We start from the raw sequence: 14,663 nt of genomic DNA on the forward strand, positions 1-14,663 counted from the left end.
TAGGTTAACTTTATGCTTATAATATATATGTAATCAATGATGCATTTGTTTTTCTAATATAGAACATGAGTTTGTCAATTACTTATTTTATCTATAACTTATTTTATTTATCTTATAAAACCTAATAAAAAATATCAGAGATGAATTATAACTTTTTACAATCTATAAAAGATATTATTAATAATATAAAATTAATGACTAATGTAAATAATTCAAAAGATATTAGTCATATTTCTGATCGTATTGAACCAGTTATTTCGGCATCTGCTTCTATTTTGAGTGAAGATTATAACAATTATTATTCTAATATTGATAATGAAATTGAATTTTCAATAGATATTATTTTCGATTTGCCAGTTTTGGGTATTGATATTAAGAAAATATTAACTGTTAATCATGAAGAAGAGATAAGATATTTGGTAGAGTCAACAGATAAAATAAAGCAGATAGATATTTCTGATAATAATTCTTACAGTTTGTTAAAAATGCTAGTTTTACTAGCAAATAGAGCAGGACCTATAAGTGAGTCAAGATTTTTCAATTCATATCAATTAGCTAAAGATATAACATCACATATTAATGCTACTATCATATGTCCTGATTATAATTTTATTATTGACAAAGCTATTTGTTTAGATAGGCTATGTATGTCTTTAGATTCTTGTATTAGTTTGCATTTAATTATGAACAAGAAATTAGATAATGGGATGTTATTAAGTATTGCTAATATATTCGGATTCATATATTCATATAAAGATGCTTTATTATTGGATAATAGTGAATATTACATTATCTTATCTCGAAGTAATAATTATTCATTACAAGATTTTGTAAAAATAGGAGATGTAATTAGTTTTACATTAGATATTCCTCGTTCTAATTCTGATAAAAATTTGTTTTATATTTTTTTTAGTTTTATAAAGGAAATCTCAGAATATATAGATGCTAAAATAGTTGATAAAAATGGTATTGAGTTATCTTTTGATAATATAAATGCAATAGAATTACAAGTGCAAAAAATTTTGAATTCTTTAGAAAATAATGGTTTTAAAGCTGGTAGCTATCGTGCAAGAAGAGTTTTTAAATAAAAATTATAGCATTAATGAATTGAAACAAATAATTCTTTCCTTAAGAAAAGAAATTGATTTTCATAATATAAATTATCATTGTTATGATGATCCTTTGATTAGCGATGCCCAATATGATGCATTGGTGGATAAGCTAGTTAAATTGGAGTTATTGCATCCTGATTTAATAGACCCTAATTCTCCAACGCAGCGTGTAGGGTCTTCGCCTTTGCCTTATTTTAATCAAATTGAACATGAAGTGCCAATGTTGTCTTTGTCTAATGCATTTAAAGATGATGATGTTGTTTCTTTTGATGCCAGGGTAAAAAAACTATTATATGATAATAATTTGGTTAGTCCTAAGGAAGATGTCTGCTATTTTTGTGATTTAAAGTTTGACGGACTTGCTATAAATATACGTTACGAAAAAGGTTTACTAGTAAGCGCTTCTACAAGAGGTGATGGTAACGTTGGAGAAGATGTTACATCTAATATCAGAACTATAAAGTCTGTTCCACTGATTTTACATGGTGTAGTTCCTGATATCTTAGAAGTTAGAGGTGAAGTTTTTATGAGACATGATGATTTCGAAAGATTAAACAATCATCAAAGAATGAACGGTGATAAGCTTTTCATGAATACTCGTAATGCTGCTGCTGGTAGTTTAAGAAATTTAGATCCCAGGGTAACTGCTTCACGTAATTTGAAATTTTTTGCATATGGTTGTGGCAATATTCAAAATATTTTTCAAGAAGAAAATTTTATAATATCTAATTATCATAGTTCAGTTATAAATTGGCTTTCGTCTATAGGATTTCCAGTTAACAAAACCTATCAGGAAATAGTGAACAGCTGTAGTGGTATGCTGAATTTTTATGAAAAGATTAACAACATAAGAAATTCTTTGCCTTATGATATAGATGGAGTTGTGTATAAAGTTAATTCTTTGGTTTTTCAAAAAACACTTGGTTATTCATCTAGGGCCCCTAGATTTGCTTTAGCACATAAATTTTCTCCAGAAGAGGCTGTCACAAAATTGCTTTCTATAGATGTTCAAGTAGGTAGAACTGGAGCTATAACGCCAGTAGCTAGACTGGATCCAGTTCTTATATCAGGAGCCAATATATCAAGTGCTACTTTGCATAATGAGAATGAAATAATCCGTAAAGATCTAAGAATTGGTGATTTTGTAAGAATCAGAAGAGCAGGAGATGTTATTCCAGAGGTTATTGAAGTAGTCAAAGAATTACGATCAAACGTTGTTAGTATTTTTAATATGCCACATTACTGTCCTATTTGTAACTCATTACTACGTAGAATAGATGGTGAATCTGTAACTCGTTGTACTGGCGGTCTATTTTGTTCAGCGCAATTGAAGCAAAGGTTACTACATGCAGTAGGTAGAAAAGCTTTGAATATTATTGGTTTTGGCGAGAGCTTGATTTATAAACTAGTAGATAGTAATAGAATAAAATCTTTGGCTGATATATATAGCTTAAATATTGAAGATTTATTAGATATAGAAAAGATAGGGCCTAAGTCTGCTAATAATATTATGGAGTCTATAGATAGGTCTCGTTCTCCAAAATTAGATAGATTTTTATTCTCTCTAGGTATAAGACATGTAGGAGATAGTACTGCTAACACTATTGCAAGTAAGTTTATTTCTTTAGATAGAATTATGAATTGTAGTAAAGAAGATTTTATGGAATTGCCTGATATTGGGCCAAAAATAGCTTCTTCAATAGCAATTTTTTTTTCGGAACAACAGAATATAGACTTGTTAGATAAAATGAAGAAAAATGGTTTAAATCCTGAATCGTTTGAAGTTAACACAGAAGTTTTGCCTTCATTGGAAGGTAAAACTTTTGTGTTAACCGGAAAGCTAAAAAGATTCTCTAGGGATGAGATTAGAGATTATATAACTAAGAATGGTGGTAAAGTTTTAAATACAATTTCATCAAATGTCAATTATTTGCTTGTTGGTGATGAGCCTGGCAGTAAAGTAGCCAAGGCTCAACAATTCCCTAATTTGATAATTATAAATGAGGAAGATTTTATGTATTTAGTTGAACAAACCTAGTTCAGATTTTTGCATAAAATTTTTTAAACACTTATTTTATAATAGATTTTGAACGTAATTCTTTTTGTAAATTCGATAGTACTTGTTGTTTTAGCATTTCTTCTATTTGTGGTCTTACTTGGCTTAGTTCTGGAAACTCTATGTTTCTAGTTTCATCTAATTTGATGATATGCCATCCAAATTTTGTCTTGATTGGATTTTGCGATATTGTTCCAGGTGAGAGGTTTTTAACAGCAGTTGCAAACTCTTCTACATATTCTTCAGTGTTGCTCCATCCTAATAAACCACCATTAAGCTTACTGCTTTCATCTTTAGAGGTTTCTTTTGCTATTTCAGCAAATTTTGATGTATCTGCATTTAATTTTATAATTAAATTAATGGCGTCATTCTTATTGTCTGTAAGTATATGTCTTACTTTATATTCTTTTTTAGAAGATTGATCTTTCTTTAGTTTTTCATATTGGGTTTCTATTTCATTATCAGTTATTTTATTTTTTTTTAAAAATTCTGTTAGAAAAGATCTTACTATTATGCTTTCTTTTGCAAGCTGTATTTCAGTTTTTACTATAGGATTGTTCATAGTGCCATCTTTTTCAGCTTCTTGTAATAGAATTTGTCTATTTATCAGTTCTTCTTTTATTTGTTCTCTTAGTTCCTTTGAGTCAGAAGCTCCTTGGTTTACAAGTAGGGTAACAAAATTTTCTAAATTTTCTTGAGTAATATTATGACCATTGACTGATACTATATTCTTTGCTGAAGCTACATTTGATATTAAAAGTACAGCTATAAACATTATGATTTTTTTCATATTGGGCCTTTATTATTTCTATATGTTAATTTTTTGTTTCTAAAATAATAGCATGTATTGGTGATGGTATTAAATCTTCTAGGCATTTATATACTGTCCTATGTTGTTCTATTTTAGATATATTTATAAACTTATCAGATTTTATTATGACTTTATAATGCCCAGAATTTTCTGGTTTATTATGGTTTTTATGTAAGTCAGATAGGTCAATTACTTCTAAAAAACTTGGTTGTAAAACAGTTAATCTATTTTTTATTAGACTTACTAATGTATTTTCGTTTTGTTCTTTCATATTTTCTATTCTTTATTTGTTAAATATTTATGTTTAATATGTTTTCTTATTAATAGTAATTGTATAAAAGCGTATGTAAGTAATATTGATAATATTCCAAATGTTCGAAAATTTACCCATGTTTTTTGAGTAAATAAACCTGAAAAAGCAACAAATGAATTTAATAGGCTAAGCATTACAAAAAAACAAATCCATGAAACATTTAGATTATTCCATACTTTAATTGGTAATTTAATTTTCTTATGTAGGACTATGTAAACTAAATTTTTTTTAAAAAATACATTTGCTATTAACATTGATATAGCAAAACCTAGATATATTATGGTTGGTTTTAGTTTTATAAAGAAATCATTTCTACATACTACTGTAGCTGTACCCATTATTATCACTAATAATGTACTTAATACCATTATATTATCTGTTTTGTTTTTTTGTAATTTCAGAAATATTAATTGTAGTATACATAGTAAAACTAAAATTTTTGTAGCGATGTATATATCATTTGTATAATTATAAGATAAGAAGAAAACAGATATTGGAAATATGTCTATAATAATTTTATTCACTTATTTGTCCTAATATTAAGATTGTTTTTTTAAGCTTTTAGATACATGCATTATATTTATATTTGATTTCTTGTCATATTCACATATATCTTTTATTAAACATAAATGACATTTTGGTGATTTTTTTTTGCAAGTATATCTACCAAGAATAATTAACCAATGGTGAGCATTTTGTAAATATTCTTTTGGTATGTTATTTAGCAGATTTTTTTCAACTTCCACAACATTCTCACCTTTTGCTAGGCCAGTTCTATTTGAAACTCTAAATACATGTGTATCAACTGCAACTGTTGGTTGTTGGAATATTATGTTTAATATTATGTTTGCTGTTTTTCTTCCTACTCCAGGTAGGAGTTCTAAATCTTTTCTATTTCCAGGAACTTGTCCATTGAAGCATTCATCTATAATTGTAGATGTATTAAAAATATTTTTTGATTTTGATTTATATAATCCTATACTTTTTATATAAGACTCTATTCCTGAAACACCTAGTTTTATTAATGATTTTGGTGTTCCATAGTTTAAGAATAGATGTTTTGTTGCAGCGTTTACAGATTTATCAGTTGATTGTGCTGATAAAATAACTGCTACCAACAACTGGAAAGCAGAATTGTATTCGAGTTCTGTTTTTGGATTTGGAGTTGTGTTTTGAAAACGCTCGAAAATACTAATTATTTTTTCTTTTTCCATTGTAGATATAAATTTATTTGTTTCTTTTTTCTTTTGCTTTGCGAGTAATTTGATTTATTAAACTCATTTTGTCTTTTAGAGAATTGCTGTTATTATCAATATCGAAATTATTGTTATTATTGATTATCTCTGTTAAATGTATATCCATAGATGTTTTTGGCTTGACTCTATTTTGATGTTTTTCTCTTCTTATTCTGGAATTGTCTGCATCTTTTTGTGTCCATGATTTATTGCTTGGAACCATTTCTATGCAATCAACAGGACATGGATCAAGGCAAAGTTCACAGCCAGTACACCAATCTTGAACTATAGAATGCATCTTTTTTGCAGCTCCAATTATTGCATCAACTGGACATTTATTTATGCATATTGTACATCCTATACATATATTTTCATCTATAATTGCTCTTTTATAGCCGACATATTTACCTCTTGAATTATCAAGTGGTATTATTTGTTGATTTAAAATGGTAGCTAGCTTGTATATGACTTTATCGCCACCTGGGGGACAAAGATTTATTTTTGCATCTCCATTGGACAAAGCTTCTGCATAAGGTTTGCAAGCTTGATATCCGCATTTACCACATTGTGTTTGGGGTAGGATTGCATCAATTATATCTAGTAATTTTTCTTTGTTTATCATTCTTTATTATTTGTTTTTATAAAATCAGATCCAATAACGTTCCATAGCAAGATTACCAGTAATATGCTGTTTTGATGTATAGAATCCTCTATCATATAGTATTTTACGCATTTCCAATACCATTGTAGGATTGCCACACAGCATTATTTTGGAAGACTCTGGGTCTAATTTTTCTTTTGTTAATGTTTCTAAATTACCACTCATAACTAAGGATGTAATTCTTGTTTCTGATATAGTTGATGATTTTTCTCTTGTTGTTACTGGTAAATATTTAAATCTTTTGTTTGTTTTTGATAAAATCTCTAATTCTTTTTTATATGACAATTCATCTAAAAACTTGGTGCTATGTATTAAAAAAATTTTGTCAAAATATTTCCAGGTTTTATGGTCTCGTAATATTGAAATATAAGCAGATAAACCTGTTCCTGTAGCTATAAGCCAAAGTTTATTATTTTTTTTCTTTATATTTGGTCCAACAAATTGATTTATCGTTAAGAACCCATATGCTTTTTTTTCTATAAATATATTATCATTTTCTTTTAGATTTAATAAAATTTTGCTAAATTCTCCCTTATTGATTATAGTGTAGTAAAATTCTAAAAAATCTTCATGAGGAGCACTTACTATTGAATATGCTCTCCATATTAATGTATTGTTATTTTGGTTTATGAGACCAAGACGAGCAAATTGACCTGGTTGGAAATTATAACTTGCATCTTTGGTGGTTTTTATGGAAAATAAACTATCATTTTTCCATATTTTGATATTCTCAATAATTTGAGATGTATAGTTTTTGCTTAATTTTGCTTCTATCATAATTATTTAGCGTTTTAGATATTTTATTTTTCCTTTTATATCTTTCCATTTATCTGCGTCTTTTAATGATGGTTTTGACCTGGTAATATTTTTAAATGTTTTTGATAGTTCTTGGTTTATAGAAAGAAAAATTTTTTGATCTTCTGGTAAATCTTCATCAGAGAAAATTGCATTTGCAGGGCATTCAGGTACACAAACTGCACAATCTATACATTCATCTGGATCGATTACTAAAAAATTTTCGCCTTCCTTAAAACAATCAACAGGGCAAACATCAACGCAATCGGTATATTTGCAATTAATGCAGTTTTCTGTAACTACATGTGTCATTTATGTACCTCCTATGATATAAATAATTTGTTTCAATATGTTTAAACATGTTAGTGTAAACTTTTAATTATATTAAAAAAAGTTTTTTATAACAGAGCCATGATAATAGAATCTTTACTTGATACAGATTTATATAAATTTAGTATGATGCAAGTGGTTTTACACCATTTCCCTGCTGCCTATGTAGAGTATCGTTATAAATGTAGAACTACAGGGATTAATTTATGTCCATATATTGATGAAATAAGAGAAGAAATTAACCATCTTTGTTCCTTAAGGTTTTCTGAAGACGAACTAAGTTATTTAGGTAATTTAAGATTTATCAAAAGCGACTTCATAGATTTCCTAAGATTGTTTTACCTTCCTAAAAAATGTATTTCAGTTGAAGAAAGTAATAATATAGGTGAAATTAGTATTAGCGTAAAAGGTCCATGGTTACATACTATTTTGTTTGAAATACCAGTTTTAGCAATAGTTAATGAAGTTTATTTTCGTCATAATAGTAATAATTTAAATTTGGATGAAGGACGAAATAGACTAAAATCAAAAATTAATTTGGTTTTGAAAGATTGTAGCTTAGTTGATTTAAGAGTAGCTGAGTATGGCACAAGACGTCGCTTTTCTAAGAGTTGGCATGAAGAAGTTGTAGATACTATGAAAAATGATATGTTCCATAATTTTGCTGGAACCAGTAATGTTATGTTGGCTAAGAAACATGGAGTGTTGCCATTAGGAACAATGGGTCATGAATATTTGCAAGCTTGTCAGTCATTAGGTCCGAGATTAAGAGACTCTCAGGTTTTTGCATTTGAAATTTGGGCTAAGGAGTATAGGGGTGATTTAGGAATAGCATTATCAGATGTTTATGGAATAGATGCTTTTTTAAGAGATTTTGATTTATATTTTTGCAAATTATTTGATGGTGTTCGTCATGATTCTGGAGATCCATTTATTTGGGGTAATAGAATTTTAGAACATTATAGAAAAAATAGAATAGATGCTCGAAATAAGACATTGATTTTTTCAGATTCTTTGACTTTTCCTAAAGCTATTGAACTAACAAGATATTTTTCTAACGCATGTAAACTTACTTTTGGTATAGGAACAGATCTAACAAATGATCTTGGTTTTAAACCTTTGCAAATCGTTATGAAAATGGTTCGTTGTAATGATCAGCCAGTTGCAAAGATTTCTGATGCTCCAGAAAAAATAATGTGTGATGATCCAGACTATCTATTTTATTTAAGAAAAGTTTTTAATTTACCTGATATTAGATCAAGCTAATCATTCTTTATAGATTCTTATAAAGAAATATATTGTAAAAATATTAAAATTTTTATCTTGATTTAAATATTATTCATTTCTCGTGAATAATTTGTTACTTAATGGTACTCTCTATGATCGGAAATGTTACAACAGATGACAAACAGATGACAAACAGATGACAAATTAAGTAATTGTTTAGACAATTTTTATGTTTACAAAGATATAAAATAATTTTTTATTTCCATTCAATTTCAATGCTAATTAATTATTATTTTTGAGATTGTATTTTAAGTCAAATGGCTATTAACAGTTATGAATTTTTAAAGAAATATGAGTATTATGCCTTGAAGTATAAACGATATTAATTTTGGAATAGAAGTTTCTTTGTTTAACCATCAATATAGAGTATTTTATAAGTAAAGGCACGAGTTAATTAAAGTAATTTTAGTTCTTATAAATGTTATTGATATATTGTATTTAGAGCATAATATTTTATTAATTCACAATTTCTTATAACTTGATGTAGAATTACAATTATTAGTTTTATTTAAGTTGTTAATAATAATTTTTATTAGTAATAGTGGAGAACTTTCTTGTTAAAGTATAATTACCCTGATGATAATGGCCATTTTGGTCAATATGGTGGGCTCTTTGTTTCTGAAACGTTAATGCATCCATTAGCTGAATTACGTTTCAATTATGATAAATACCGTAATGATTTATTTTTTGTTGAAGAGTTTGAAAATGAATTAAAACATTTTGTTGGCAGACCTAGCCCTGTATATCATGCTAAGAGATGGTCGGAACTGTTGGGTGGGGCGCAAATATGGTTTAAAAGAGAAGACCTAAATCATACTGGAGCACACAAAGTCAATAATTGTATAGGGCAAGCGTTACTCGCTAAAAGAATGAATAAGCGACGTATTATAGCAGAGACTGGTGCTGGACAGCATGGGGTTGCTACAGCGACTGTTGCTGCTCGTTATGGCATGGAATGCGTTGTTTATATGGGTAGTGAAGATGTTAAGAGGCAAGCTTCTAATGTATATAGAATGAAATTATTGGGAGCAAGTATAATACCAGTTAATTCTGGTTCATGTACATTGAAGGATGCTTTAAATGAGGCAATGAGAGATTGGGTTACCAATGTAGATGATACTTTTTATATTATTGGTACTGTGGCAGGACCTGATCCTTATCCGCGCATGGTCAGAGATTTTCAAACTGTAATAGGTAAAGAAAGTATTTGTCAGATGCCTAAATATGCAGGTCGTCAACCTGATTATGTTATTGCTGCAGTAGGTGGTGGCTCGAATGCTATAGGTATATTTCACCCATATATTCCGTATGAAAATGTTCAATTAATAGGGGTGGAAGCAGCTGGATCTGGTATAGATACAGGTTTGCATTCAGCTTCTTTAATAGCTGGCAAGGTAGGTGTTTTGCATGGTAACAGAACATATGTAATTCAAAATGAGGATGGTCAAATAACAGAGACTCATTCTATATCAGCTGGATTGGATTATCCTGGAGTTGGTCCAGAGCATGCTTGGCTAAAGGAAATAGGGAGAGCTAATTATGTGGGTATTACTGATGATGAAGCGTTGAAATCTTTTCATGATTGTTGTCGTATTGAAGGCATTATGCCTGCCTTAGAATCATCTCATGCAATTGCTCAAGCCGTCAAAATGGCACCTTCTCTTTCAAAAGATAGTATCATTCTTGTTAATTTATCTGGTCGTGGTGACAAAGATATGCATACAGTTGCCGAACGTTCTGGTATTTTATTATAAAAAATTATGAACACAAAAATAAATCGCATTGAATCATTTTTTTCTAGCATGGTTAGTAATGGTCGTAAGTCAGCTCTCGTTACATATGTTACGGCTGGTGACCCTTCAATCAATTCTACTGTTCCTTTGATGCATAGCTTAGCAAAAAGTGGGGCAGATATTTTAGAAATTGGAATACCTTTTTCTGATCCTATGGCAGATGGACCTGTAATACAAAAAGCTTCCGAACGAGCTATAAAAAATGGCATGACTTTAAAAAAGATATTAACTTCAGTAGAGGAGTTTCGTATTCATGACAAAATAACACCAGTTGTTCTCATGGGATATGCTAATCCAATAGAGAGTATTGGGCAAAAACAATTTGCTAAGTTGGCGCAAACTGCTGGAGTAGATGGGGTATTAGTAGTTGATTATACTCCTGAAGAATCTGATGATTTTTCAAAAATGCTTAGTGATGTAGGGATAAATATGATTTTTTTGCTTTCTCCTACATCTGGAGAAGATCGCATAAAAAAAATATCTAAGATTGCGAATGGTTATGTATATTATGTTTCCTTGCGTGGAGTTACTGGTTCTAAAAAACTGAATGCTGAAGAGGTGGCTGAGAAATTACAGTTAATTAGAAAATATATCAATATTCCAGTTGGAGTTGGTTTTGGTATCAGAGATGCTGAGAGTGCCAAACAGATTGGTAGTTGTGCTGATGCAGTAGTAATAGGAAGTAAAATTATAGAAATAATGCACGAAGCAGCTAATAATGAAATTGTTGGAAATAAGGATAATGCAGCTATATCAGCTGCTAGTGATTGGATATCTAATATAAGAAAGTCTCTTGATAGTATATGATTCTTTATTTTATTTTTCTGCTATATATAATATGAGTTGGCTAGAAAAAATTCTACCTCCAAGAATTAGTAAATCTAATGATAGTGGTGCTAGACGTGTTCCACAGGGTTTGTGGTGCAAATGTGCTTCTTGCGATTCAGTCTTATATAACGAAGATTTGATTGCTAGTTTATACGTTTGTCCAAAATGTAGTTATCATATGCGTATGGGGTCAAGAGCAAGAATAGATTCTTTGTTGGATTCAGAAGGGCGTTTTGAGATAGGTGGCAATATAAGGTCTGTTGATATATTGAAATTTAAGGATACAAAAAAATATAGCGACAGATTAAATGATGCTATAAAACAGACAAAGGAAACAGATTCGTTACTTGTAATGTCTGGTTGTATAAGTAGAATGCCAGTTGTTTTAGCTTGTTTTGAATTTGCGTTTATGGGTGGTTCTATGGGCTCAGTAGTTGGCGAGCGTTTTAAGTTAGCTGTGCAGCATGCTATAGAGCATTCTATGCCATTTATATGTGTATCTGCATCTGGCGGAGCAAGAATGCAAGAGAGTTTATTTTCATTGATGCAGATGTCTAAAACTAATGCTATGTTAGTTTCTTTATCTGCTGCCAAACTACCTTTTATTAGTGTTCTTACTGATCCTACTATGGGTGGTGTTTCTGCTAGCTTTGCTTTTATGGGTGATGTTGTAATCGCTGAGCCTAAGGCCCTAATAGGATTTGCAGGGCCTAGAGTTATAGAGCAAACTGTTAGAGAAAAATTACCTGAAGGATTTCAGAGAGCAGAATTTTTACTAGATAAAGGTGCCATAGACATGGTTGTTGATAGAAGAAAATTAAAAGAAACAATTTATAATCTATTATCAATTTTAGTAAAATAATTATTCAAGCATGAGACTGTAGCATCTGTAATTTATTACAGATGCTATAGTCTCTATTTTTAATTTTTAGTTTCTACCTGTGTTAGTTGTTTCTTTATTTTATAGTTTGTTGTATTTTTTGTATAAAGTCTTTTATTAACTTCTGGTTTAACATCATTAGTTTGCTCATTAGTAGATTGGCAATTAGTTTCTACCATTTGAAGATTTTTTGTGTGGTGACTAGTAGTAGCTACAGTATCCTGTTTTGTCTTTGAATATTCTAGATCTAAATTATTTATAGCTACTGTTGTTCTTATTATATTATCTTCAACTTTATTAGTAGTAGATGTCATTTTTTCTATATTTTTCTGAGCATCAATATTGTTAATGTTATCTTCAGAAGAAAGAGTTCTGTCTATATTATCTATTTCATGAGAATTAGATAATTCTTTCGAATTTTTAGACATATTAAAATTTTTCTGATTTTTTCTATAACCATTATTTCTTCTGCGGATATTTGGTTTTTTATCATTATCGCCATTACTTGTTATCAAATTATTCTGATCTAAAGCATCAGTTTTTTTGTCATCATGGTCTAGAATTTTATTCTCTACAAGGTTTATTTGGTTATCACGTTTAGTTTTGTTCTTGTCTTTTTTAGATAAAAGATAATCCTCTTCTAGCTTATTTAAATTTTCATTATATGTATCTATAGAATTTATCTGTTGTTTTTCTTGTAGTAATTTGCTTTGATTTTTATTTTTATAATTATATTTTTTTTCATTTCTATGTTTTGAGTTGTGTTGTTCATGTAGAGATGCTTTATGATTATTATGTTGGTTTTCTGGAGTTATTTCTTTTTTATTGAATAAATTTATCCAGGAAAATATTTTTTTGAATATATTTTTACTAACATTAGAATTATTCAAGGATTTATATTTGATATTTGATACTATTGGAGCTGGCTTTTTAGGAGTGCTATCTTTTATTAAGGCTTCAGGCCTATGTTTTTCTTCTGATTCTGGTATGTTCCATATTAAGTTATTGTTTGGTATTTCTACTAAATTAAAACTTGTTTTGTGTTCTTCTAGTTTTGGATCATCATTTTTTATTCTTTCTATATTATAATGAGGTGTTTCAAAATACTTATTTGGTATTAGAACAAGTTTTATATTTAGTTGCAGTTCAATGTTGTTTATATCATTTCTTTTTTCATTTAATAAATAAGTGGCAACATCTACTGGTAATTGTGCATATACTGCTGAAGTAGCATCTTTCATTGCTTCTTCTTGAATTAGCCTCAATACTTGTAGGGCACTAGATTCAGTATCTCTAATAACGCCAATCCCAGTACATCTAGGACATGTTATATGTGATCCTTCATTTAACGCTGGGCGTAGTCTCTGTCTTGATAGTTCTATTAATCCAAATTTTGATATTTTTTTCCCAATTTGAACTCTTGCTCTATCGACTCTTAATGCTTCTCTAAGTTTTTGTTCAACATTTTTTTGATTTTTAATATCTTCCATATCTATGAAATCAATTACTATAAGACCGCCAAGATCTCTTAACCTTAATTGTCTCGCAACTTCTTCAGAAGCTTCGAGATTGGTTCTTAAGGCAGTTTCTTCTATATCTGCTCCTCTTGTTGATTTTGCAGAATTTACATCTATTGCAACTAAAGCTTCAGTATGGTCAATTACAATAGATCCACCAGATGGCAATTGAATCATTCTAGAATATGCTGTTTCTATTTGATGTTCTATTTGAAATCTTGAAAATAATGGTATTTCATTTTGATAATCTTTGACACATTGTACATTATCAGGCATTACAACGCTCATAAATGCTTTAGCTTGCTTAACAATTTCTTGATTGTCAATTAAAATTTCATTAATATCTGGTGAAAAATAATCTCTTATTGCCCTGATAATTAGACTAGATTCTAAGTATATAAGTACGGGGGAATTATTTTCTTTAGCTGCCTGGTCTATCGCATTCCATAGTTGAAGTAGATATGATAAATCCCACTGAAGTTCTTCAATAGTTCTACCAATTCCAGCTGTTCTTGCTATTATGCTCATTCCATTAGGCACATCTAGTTTTTCCATTATGTCTTTTAACTCTTGACGTTCTTCTCCTTCTATACGTCTAGATACACCTCCGCCTCTAGGGTTATTAGGCATTAGTACTAAATATCTGCCAGCCAATGATATAAATGTAGTAAGAGCAGCTCCTTTATTACCTCTTTCTTCTTTTTCTACCTGAACAATTAATTCTTGACCATCTTTTATGGCATCTTGAATTCTTGTGTTTCTAAAATCTATTCCATCTCTAAAATAACTCTTCGCTATTTCTTTAAATGGTAGGAATCCATGTTTATCTTCTCCATAGTTTATGAAACATGCTTCTAAACCAGGTTCTATTCTTGTTACAACTCCTTTATATATATTACCTTTACGTTGTTCACGGTTAGACGTTTCTATATCTAAATCTACTAGTTTTTGTCCATCTACAATTGCAACACGTATTTCTTCAGGGTGTGTTGCGTTAAATAACATTCTTTTCATGAGTGGTATTTTCTCCGTTACCATTAAAAAC

The 14,663-nt window shown here is 29.5% G+C and carries 14 protein-coding genes; 6 read left to right on the top strand and 8 right to left on the bottom strand.

The features are described 5' to 3' along the window. The first annotated feature begins 140 nt into the window (after window positions 1–140). Both CKCE_RS00670 and ligA read left to right on the top strand, forming a co-directional pair. A complete protein-coding gene (locus CKCE_RS00670) occupies window positions 141–1,088 on the top strand; it encodes a hypothetical protein (protein WP_015238391.1) in 948 nt (315 codons plus the stop codon). After that, on the top strand, window positions 1,042–3,150 hold the full coding sequence (gene ligA / locus CKCE_RS00675; RefSeq protein ID WP_015389127.1) for an NAD-dependent DNA ligase LigA: 2,109 nt from the start codon (window positions 1,042–1,044) through the stop codon (window positions 3,148–3,150). The genes CKCE_RS00670 and ligA overlap by 47 nt, the downstream gene beginning before the upstream one ends. A 31-nt stretch (window positions 3,151–3,181) precedes the next feature. Here ligA and CKCE_RS00680 read toward each other — a convergent pair whose 3' ends face one another. The 7 genes from CKCE_RS00680 to fdxA are packed head-to-tail and all read right to left on the bottom strand — an operon-like array spanning window position 3,182 to window position 7,295. After that, window positions 3,182–3,958: a peptidylprolyl isomerase gene (locus tag CKCE_RS00680; protein WP_015238393.1), complete on the bottom strand. Its 777-nt coding sequence runs from the start codon at window positions 3,956–3,958 to the stop codon at window positions 3,182–3,184. Window positions 3,959–3,983: 25 nt separating this feature from the next. Next, window positions 3,984–4,250, bottom strand: a complete 267-nt coding sequence (locus CKCE_RS00685) for a BolA family protein (protein ID WP_015238394.1) — start codon at window positions 4,248–4,250, stop codon at window positions 3,984–3,986. Between the two features lie 5 nt (window positions 4,251–4,255). Next, window positions 4,256–4,816: an inner membrane-spanning protein YciB gene (locus CKCE_RS00690; protein ID WP_015238395.1), complete on the bottom strand. Its 561-nt coding sequence runs from the start codon at window positions 4,814–4,816 to the stop codon at window positions 4,256–4,258. 15 nt (window positions 4,817–4,831) lie between these two features. Then, entirely contained in the window at window positions 4,832–5,506 is a 675-nt protein-coding gene (gene nth, locus CKCE_RS00695) for an endonuclease III (RefSeq protein WP_015238396.1), read from the bottom strand. Window positions 5,507–5,519: 13 nt separating this feature from the next. After that, on the bottom strand, window positions 5,520–6,149 hold the full coding sequence (locus CKCE_RS00700) for an RnfABCDGE type electron transport complex subunit B (RefSeq protein ID WP_015238397.1): 630 nt from the start codon (window positions 6,147–6,149) through the stop codon (window positions 5,520–5,522). Window positions 6,150–6,173: 24 nt separating this feature from the next. Beyond that, on the bottom strand, window positions 6,174–6,965 hold the full coding sequence (locus CKCE_RS00705; RefSeq protein ID WP_015238398.1) for a ferredoxin--NADP reductase: 792 nt from the start codon (window positions 6,963–6,965) through the stop codon (window positions 6,174–6,176). 6 nt (window positions 6,966–6,971) lie between these two features. Next, window positions 6,972–7,295, bottom strand: a complete 324-nt coding sequence (gene fdxA, locus CKCE_RS00710; RefSeq protein ID WP_015238399.1) for a ferredoxin FdxA — start codon at window positions 7,293–7,295, stop codon at window positions 6,972–6,974. A 99-nt stretch (window positions 7,296–7,394) separates the two neighbouring features. Here fdxA and pncB point away from each other — a divergent pair, with 99 nt between their 5' ends. From pncB to accD, 4 genes are all read left to right on the top strand, one after another. Continuing rightward, window positions 7,395–8,579 (top strand): nicotinate phosphoribosyltransferase, encoded by a 1,185-nt coding sequence (gene pncB / locus CKCE_RS00715; RefSeq protein WP_015238400.1) that lies wholly within the window; start codon window positions 7,395–7,397, stop codon window positions 8,577–8,579. Between the two features lie 575 nt (window positions 8,580–9,154). Next, window positions 9,155–10,354 carry a tryptophan synthase subunit beta gene (gene trpB, locus CKCE_RS00720; protein WP_015238401.1) on the top strand — a complete coding sequence of 400 codons (1,200 nt, stop codon included), beginning with the start codon at window positions 9,155–9,157 and terminating at the stop codon, window positions 10,352–10,354. Window positions 10,355–10,360: 6 nt separating this feature from the next. Beyond that, the gene (gene trpA / locus CKCE_RS00725) at window positions 10,361–11,200 is read left to right on the top strand and encodes a tryptophan synthase subunit alpha (RefSeq protein ID WP_015238402.1); all 840 of its coding nucleotides are present in this window, start codon (window positions 10,361–10,363) and stop codon (window positions 11,198–11,200) included. A 31-nt stretch (window positions 11,201–11,231) separates the two neighbouring features. Beyond that, a complete protein-coding gene (gene accD / locus CKCE_RS00730; protein WP_015238403.1) occupies window positions 11,232–12,083 on the top strand; it encodes an acetyl-CoA carboxylase, carboxyltransferase subunit beta in 852 nt (283 codons plus the stop codon). Window positions 12,084–12,142: 59 nt separating this feature from the next. On the opposite strand, the gene CKCE_RS00735 is transcribed toward accD, so the two are convergent. Continuing rightward, a complete protein-coding gene (locus tag CKCE_RS00735) occupies window positions 12,143–14,632 on the bottom strand; it encodes an Rne/Rng family ribonuclease (protein WP_015238404.1) in 2,490 nt (829 codons plus the stop codon). Window positions 14,633–14,663: the final 31 nt, after the last annotated feature.

Origin of the sequence: Candidatus Kinetoplastibacterium crithidii (ex Angomonas deanei ATCC 30255) (genome assembly GCF_000319225.1) — a bacterium.
Classification (GTDB): Bacteria; Pseudomonadota; Gammaproteobacteria; order Burkholderiales; family Burkholderiaceae_B; genus Kinetoplastidibacterium; species Kinetoplastidibacterium crithidii_B.

Excerpts from the sequence above, each read along its gene's own strand:
- CKCE_RS00705 (WP_015238398.1), bottom strand. The coding sequence starts at position 6,965 with ATGATAGAAGCAAAATTAAGCAAAAACTATACATCTCAAATTATTGAG.
- CKCE_RS00735 (WP_015238404.1), bottom strand. The coding sequence starts at position 14,632 with ATGAAAAGAATGTTATTTAACGCAACACACCCTGAAGAAATACGTGTT.
- accD (WP_015238403.1), top strand. The coding sequence starts at position 11,232 with ATGAGTTGGCTAGAAAAAATTCTACCTCCAAGAATTAGTAAATCTAAT.
- CKCE_RS00670 (WP_015238391.1), top strand. The coding sequence starts at position 141 with ATGAATTATAACTTTTTACAATCTATAAAAGATATTATTAATAATATA.
- pncB (WP_015238400.1), top strand. The coding sequence starts at position 7,395 with ATGATAATAGAATCTTTACTTGATACAGATTTATATAAATTTAGTATG.
- CKCE_RS00700 (WP_015238397.1), bottom strand. The coding sequence starts at position 6,149 with ATGATAAACAAAGAAAAATTACTAGATATAATTGATGCAATCCTACCC.
- trpA (WP_015238402.1), top strand. The coding sequence starts at position 10,361 with ATGAACACAAAAATAAATCGCATTGAATCATTTTTTTCTAGCATGGTT.
- fdxA (WP_015238399.1), bottom strand. The coding sequence starts at position 7,295 with ATGACACATGTAGTTACAGAAAACTGCATTAATTGCAAATATACCGAT.
- CKCE_RS00680 (WP_015238393.1), bottom strand. The coding sequence starts at position 3,958 with ATGAAAAAAATCATAATGTTTATAGCTGTACTTTTAATATCAAATGTA.
- CKCE_RS00685 (WP_015238394.1), bottom strand. The coding sequence starts at position 4,250 with ATGAAAGAACAAAACGAAAATACATTAGTAAGTCTAATAAAAAATAGA.
- nth (WP_015238396.1), bottom strand. The coding sequence starts at position 5,506 with ATGGAAAAAGAAAAAATAATTAGTATTTTCGAGCGTTTTCAAAACACA.
- ligA (WP_015389127.1), top strand. The coding sequence starts at position 1,042 with ATGGTTTTAAAGCTGGTAGCTATCGTGCAAGAAGAGTTTTTAAATAAA.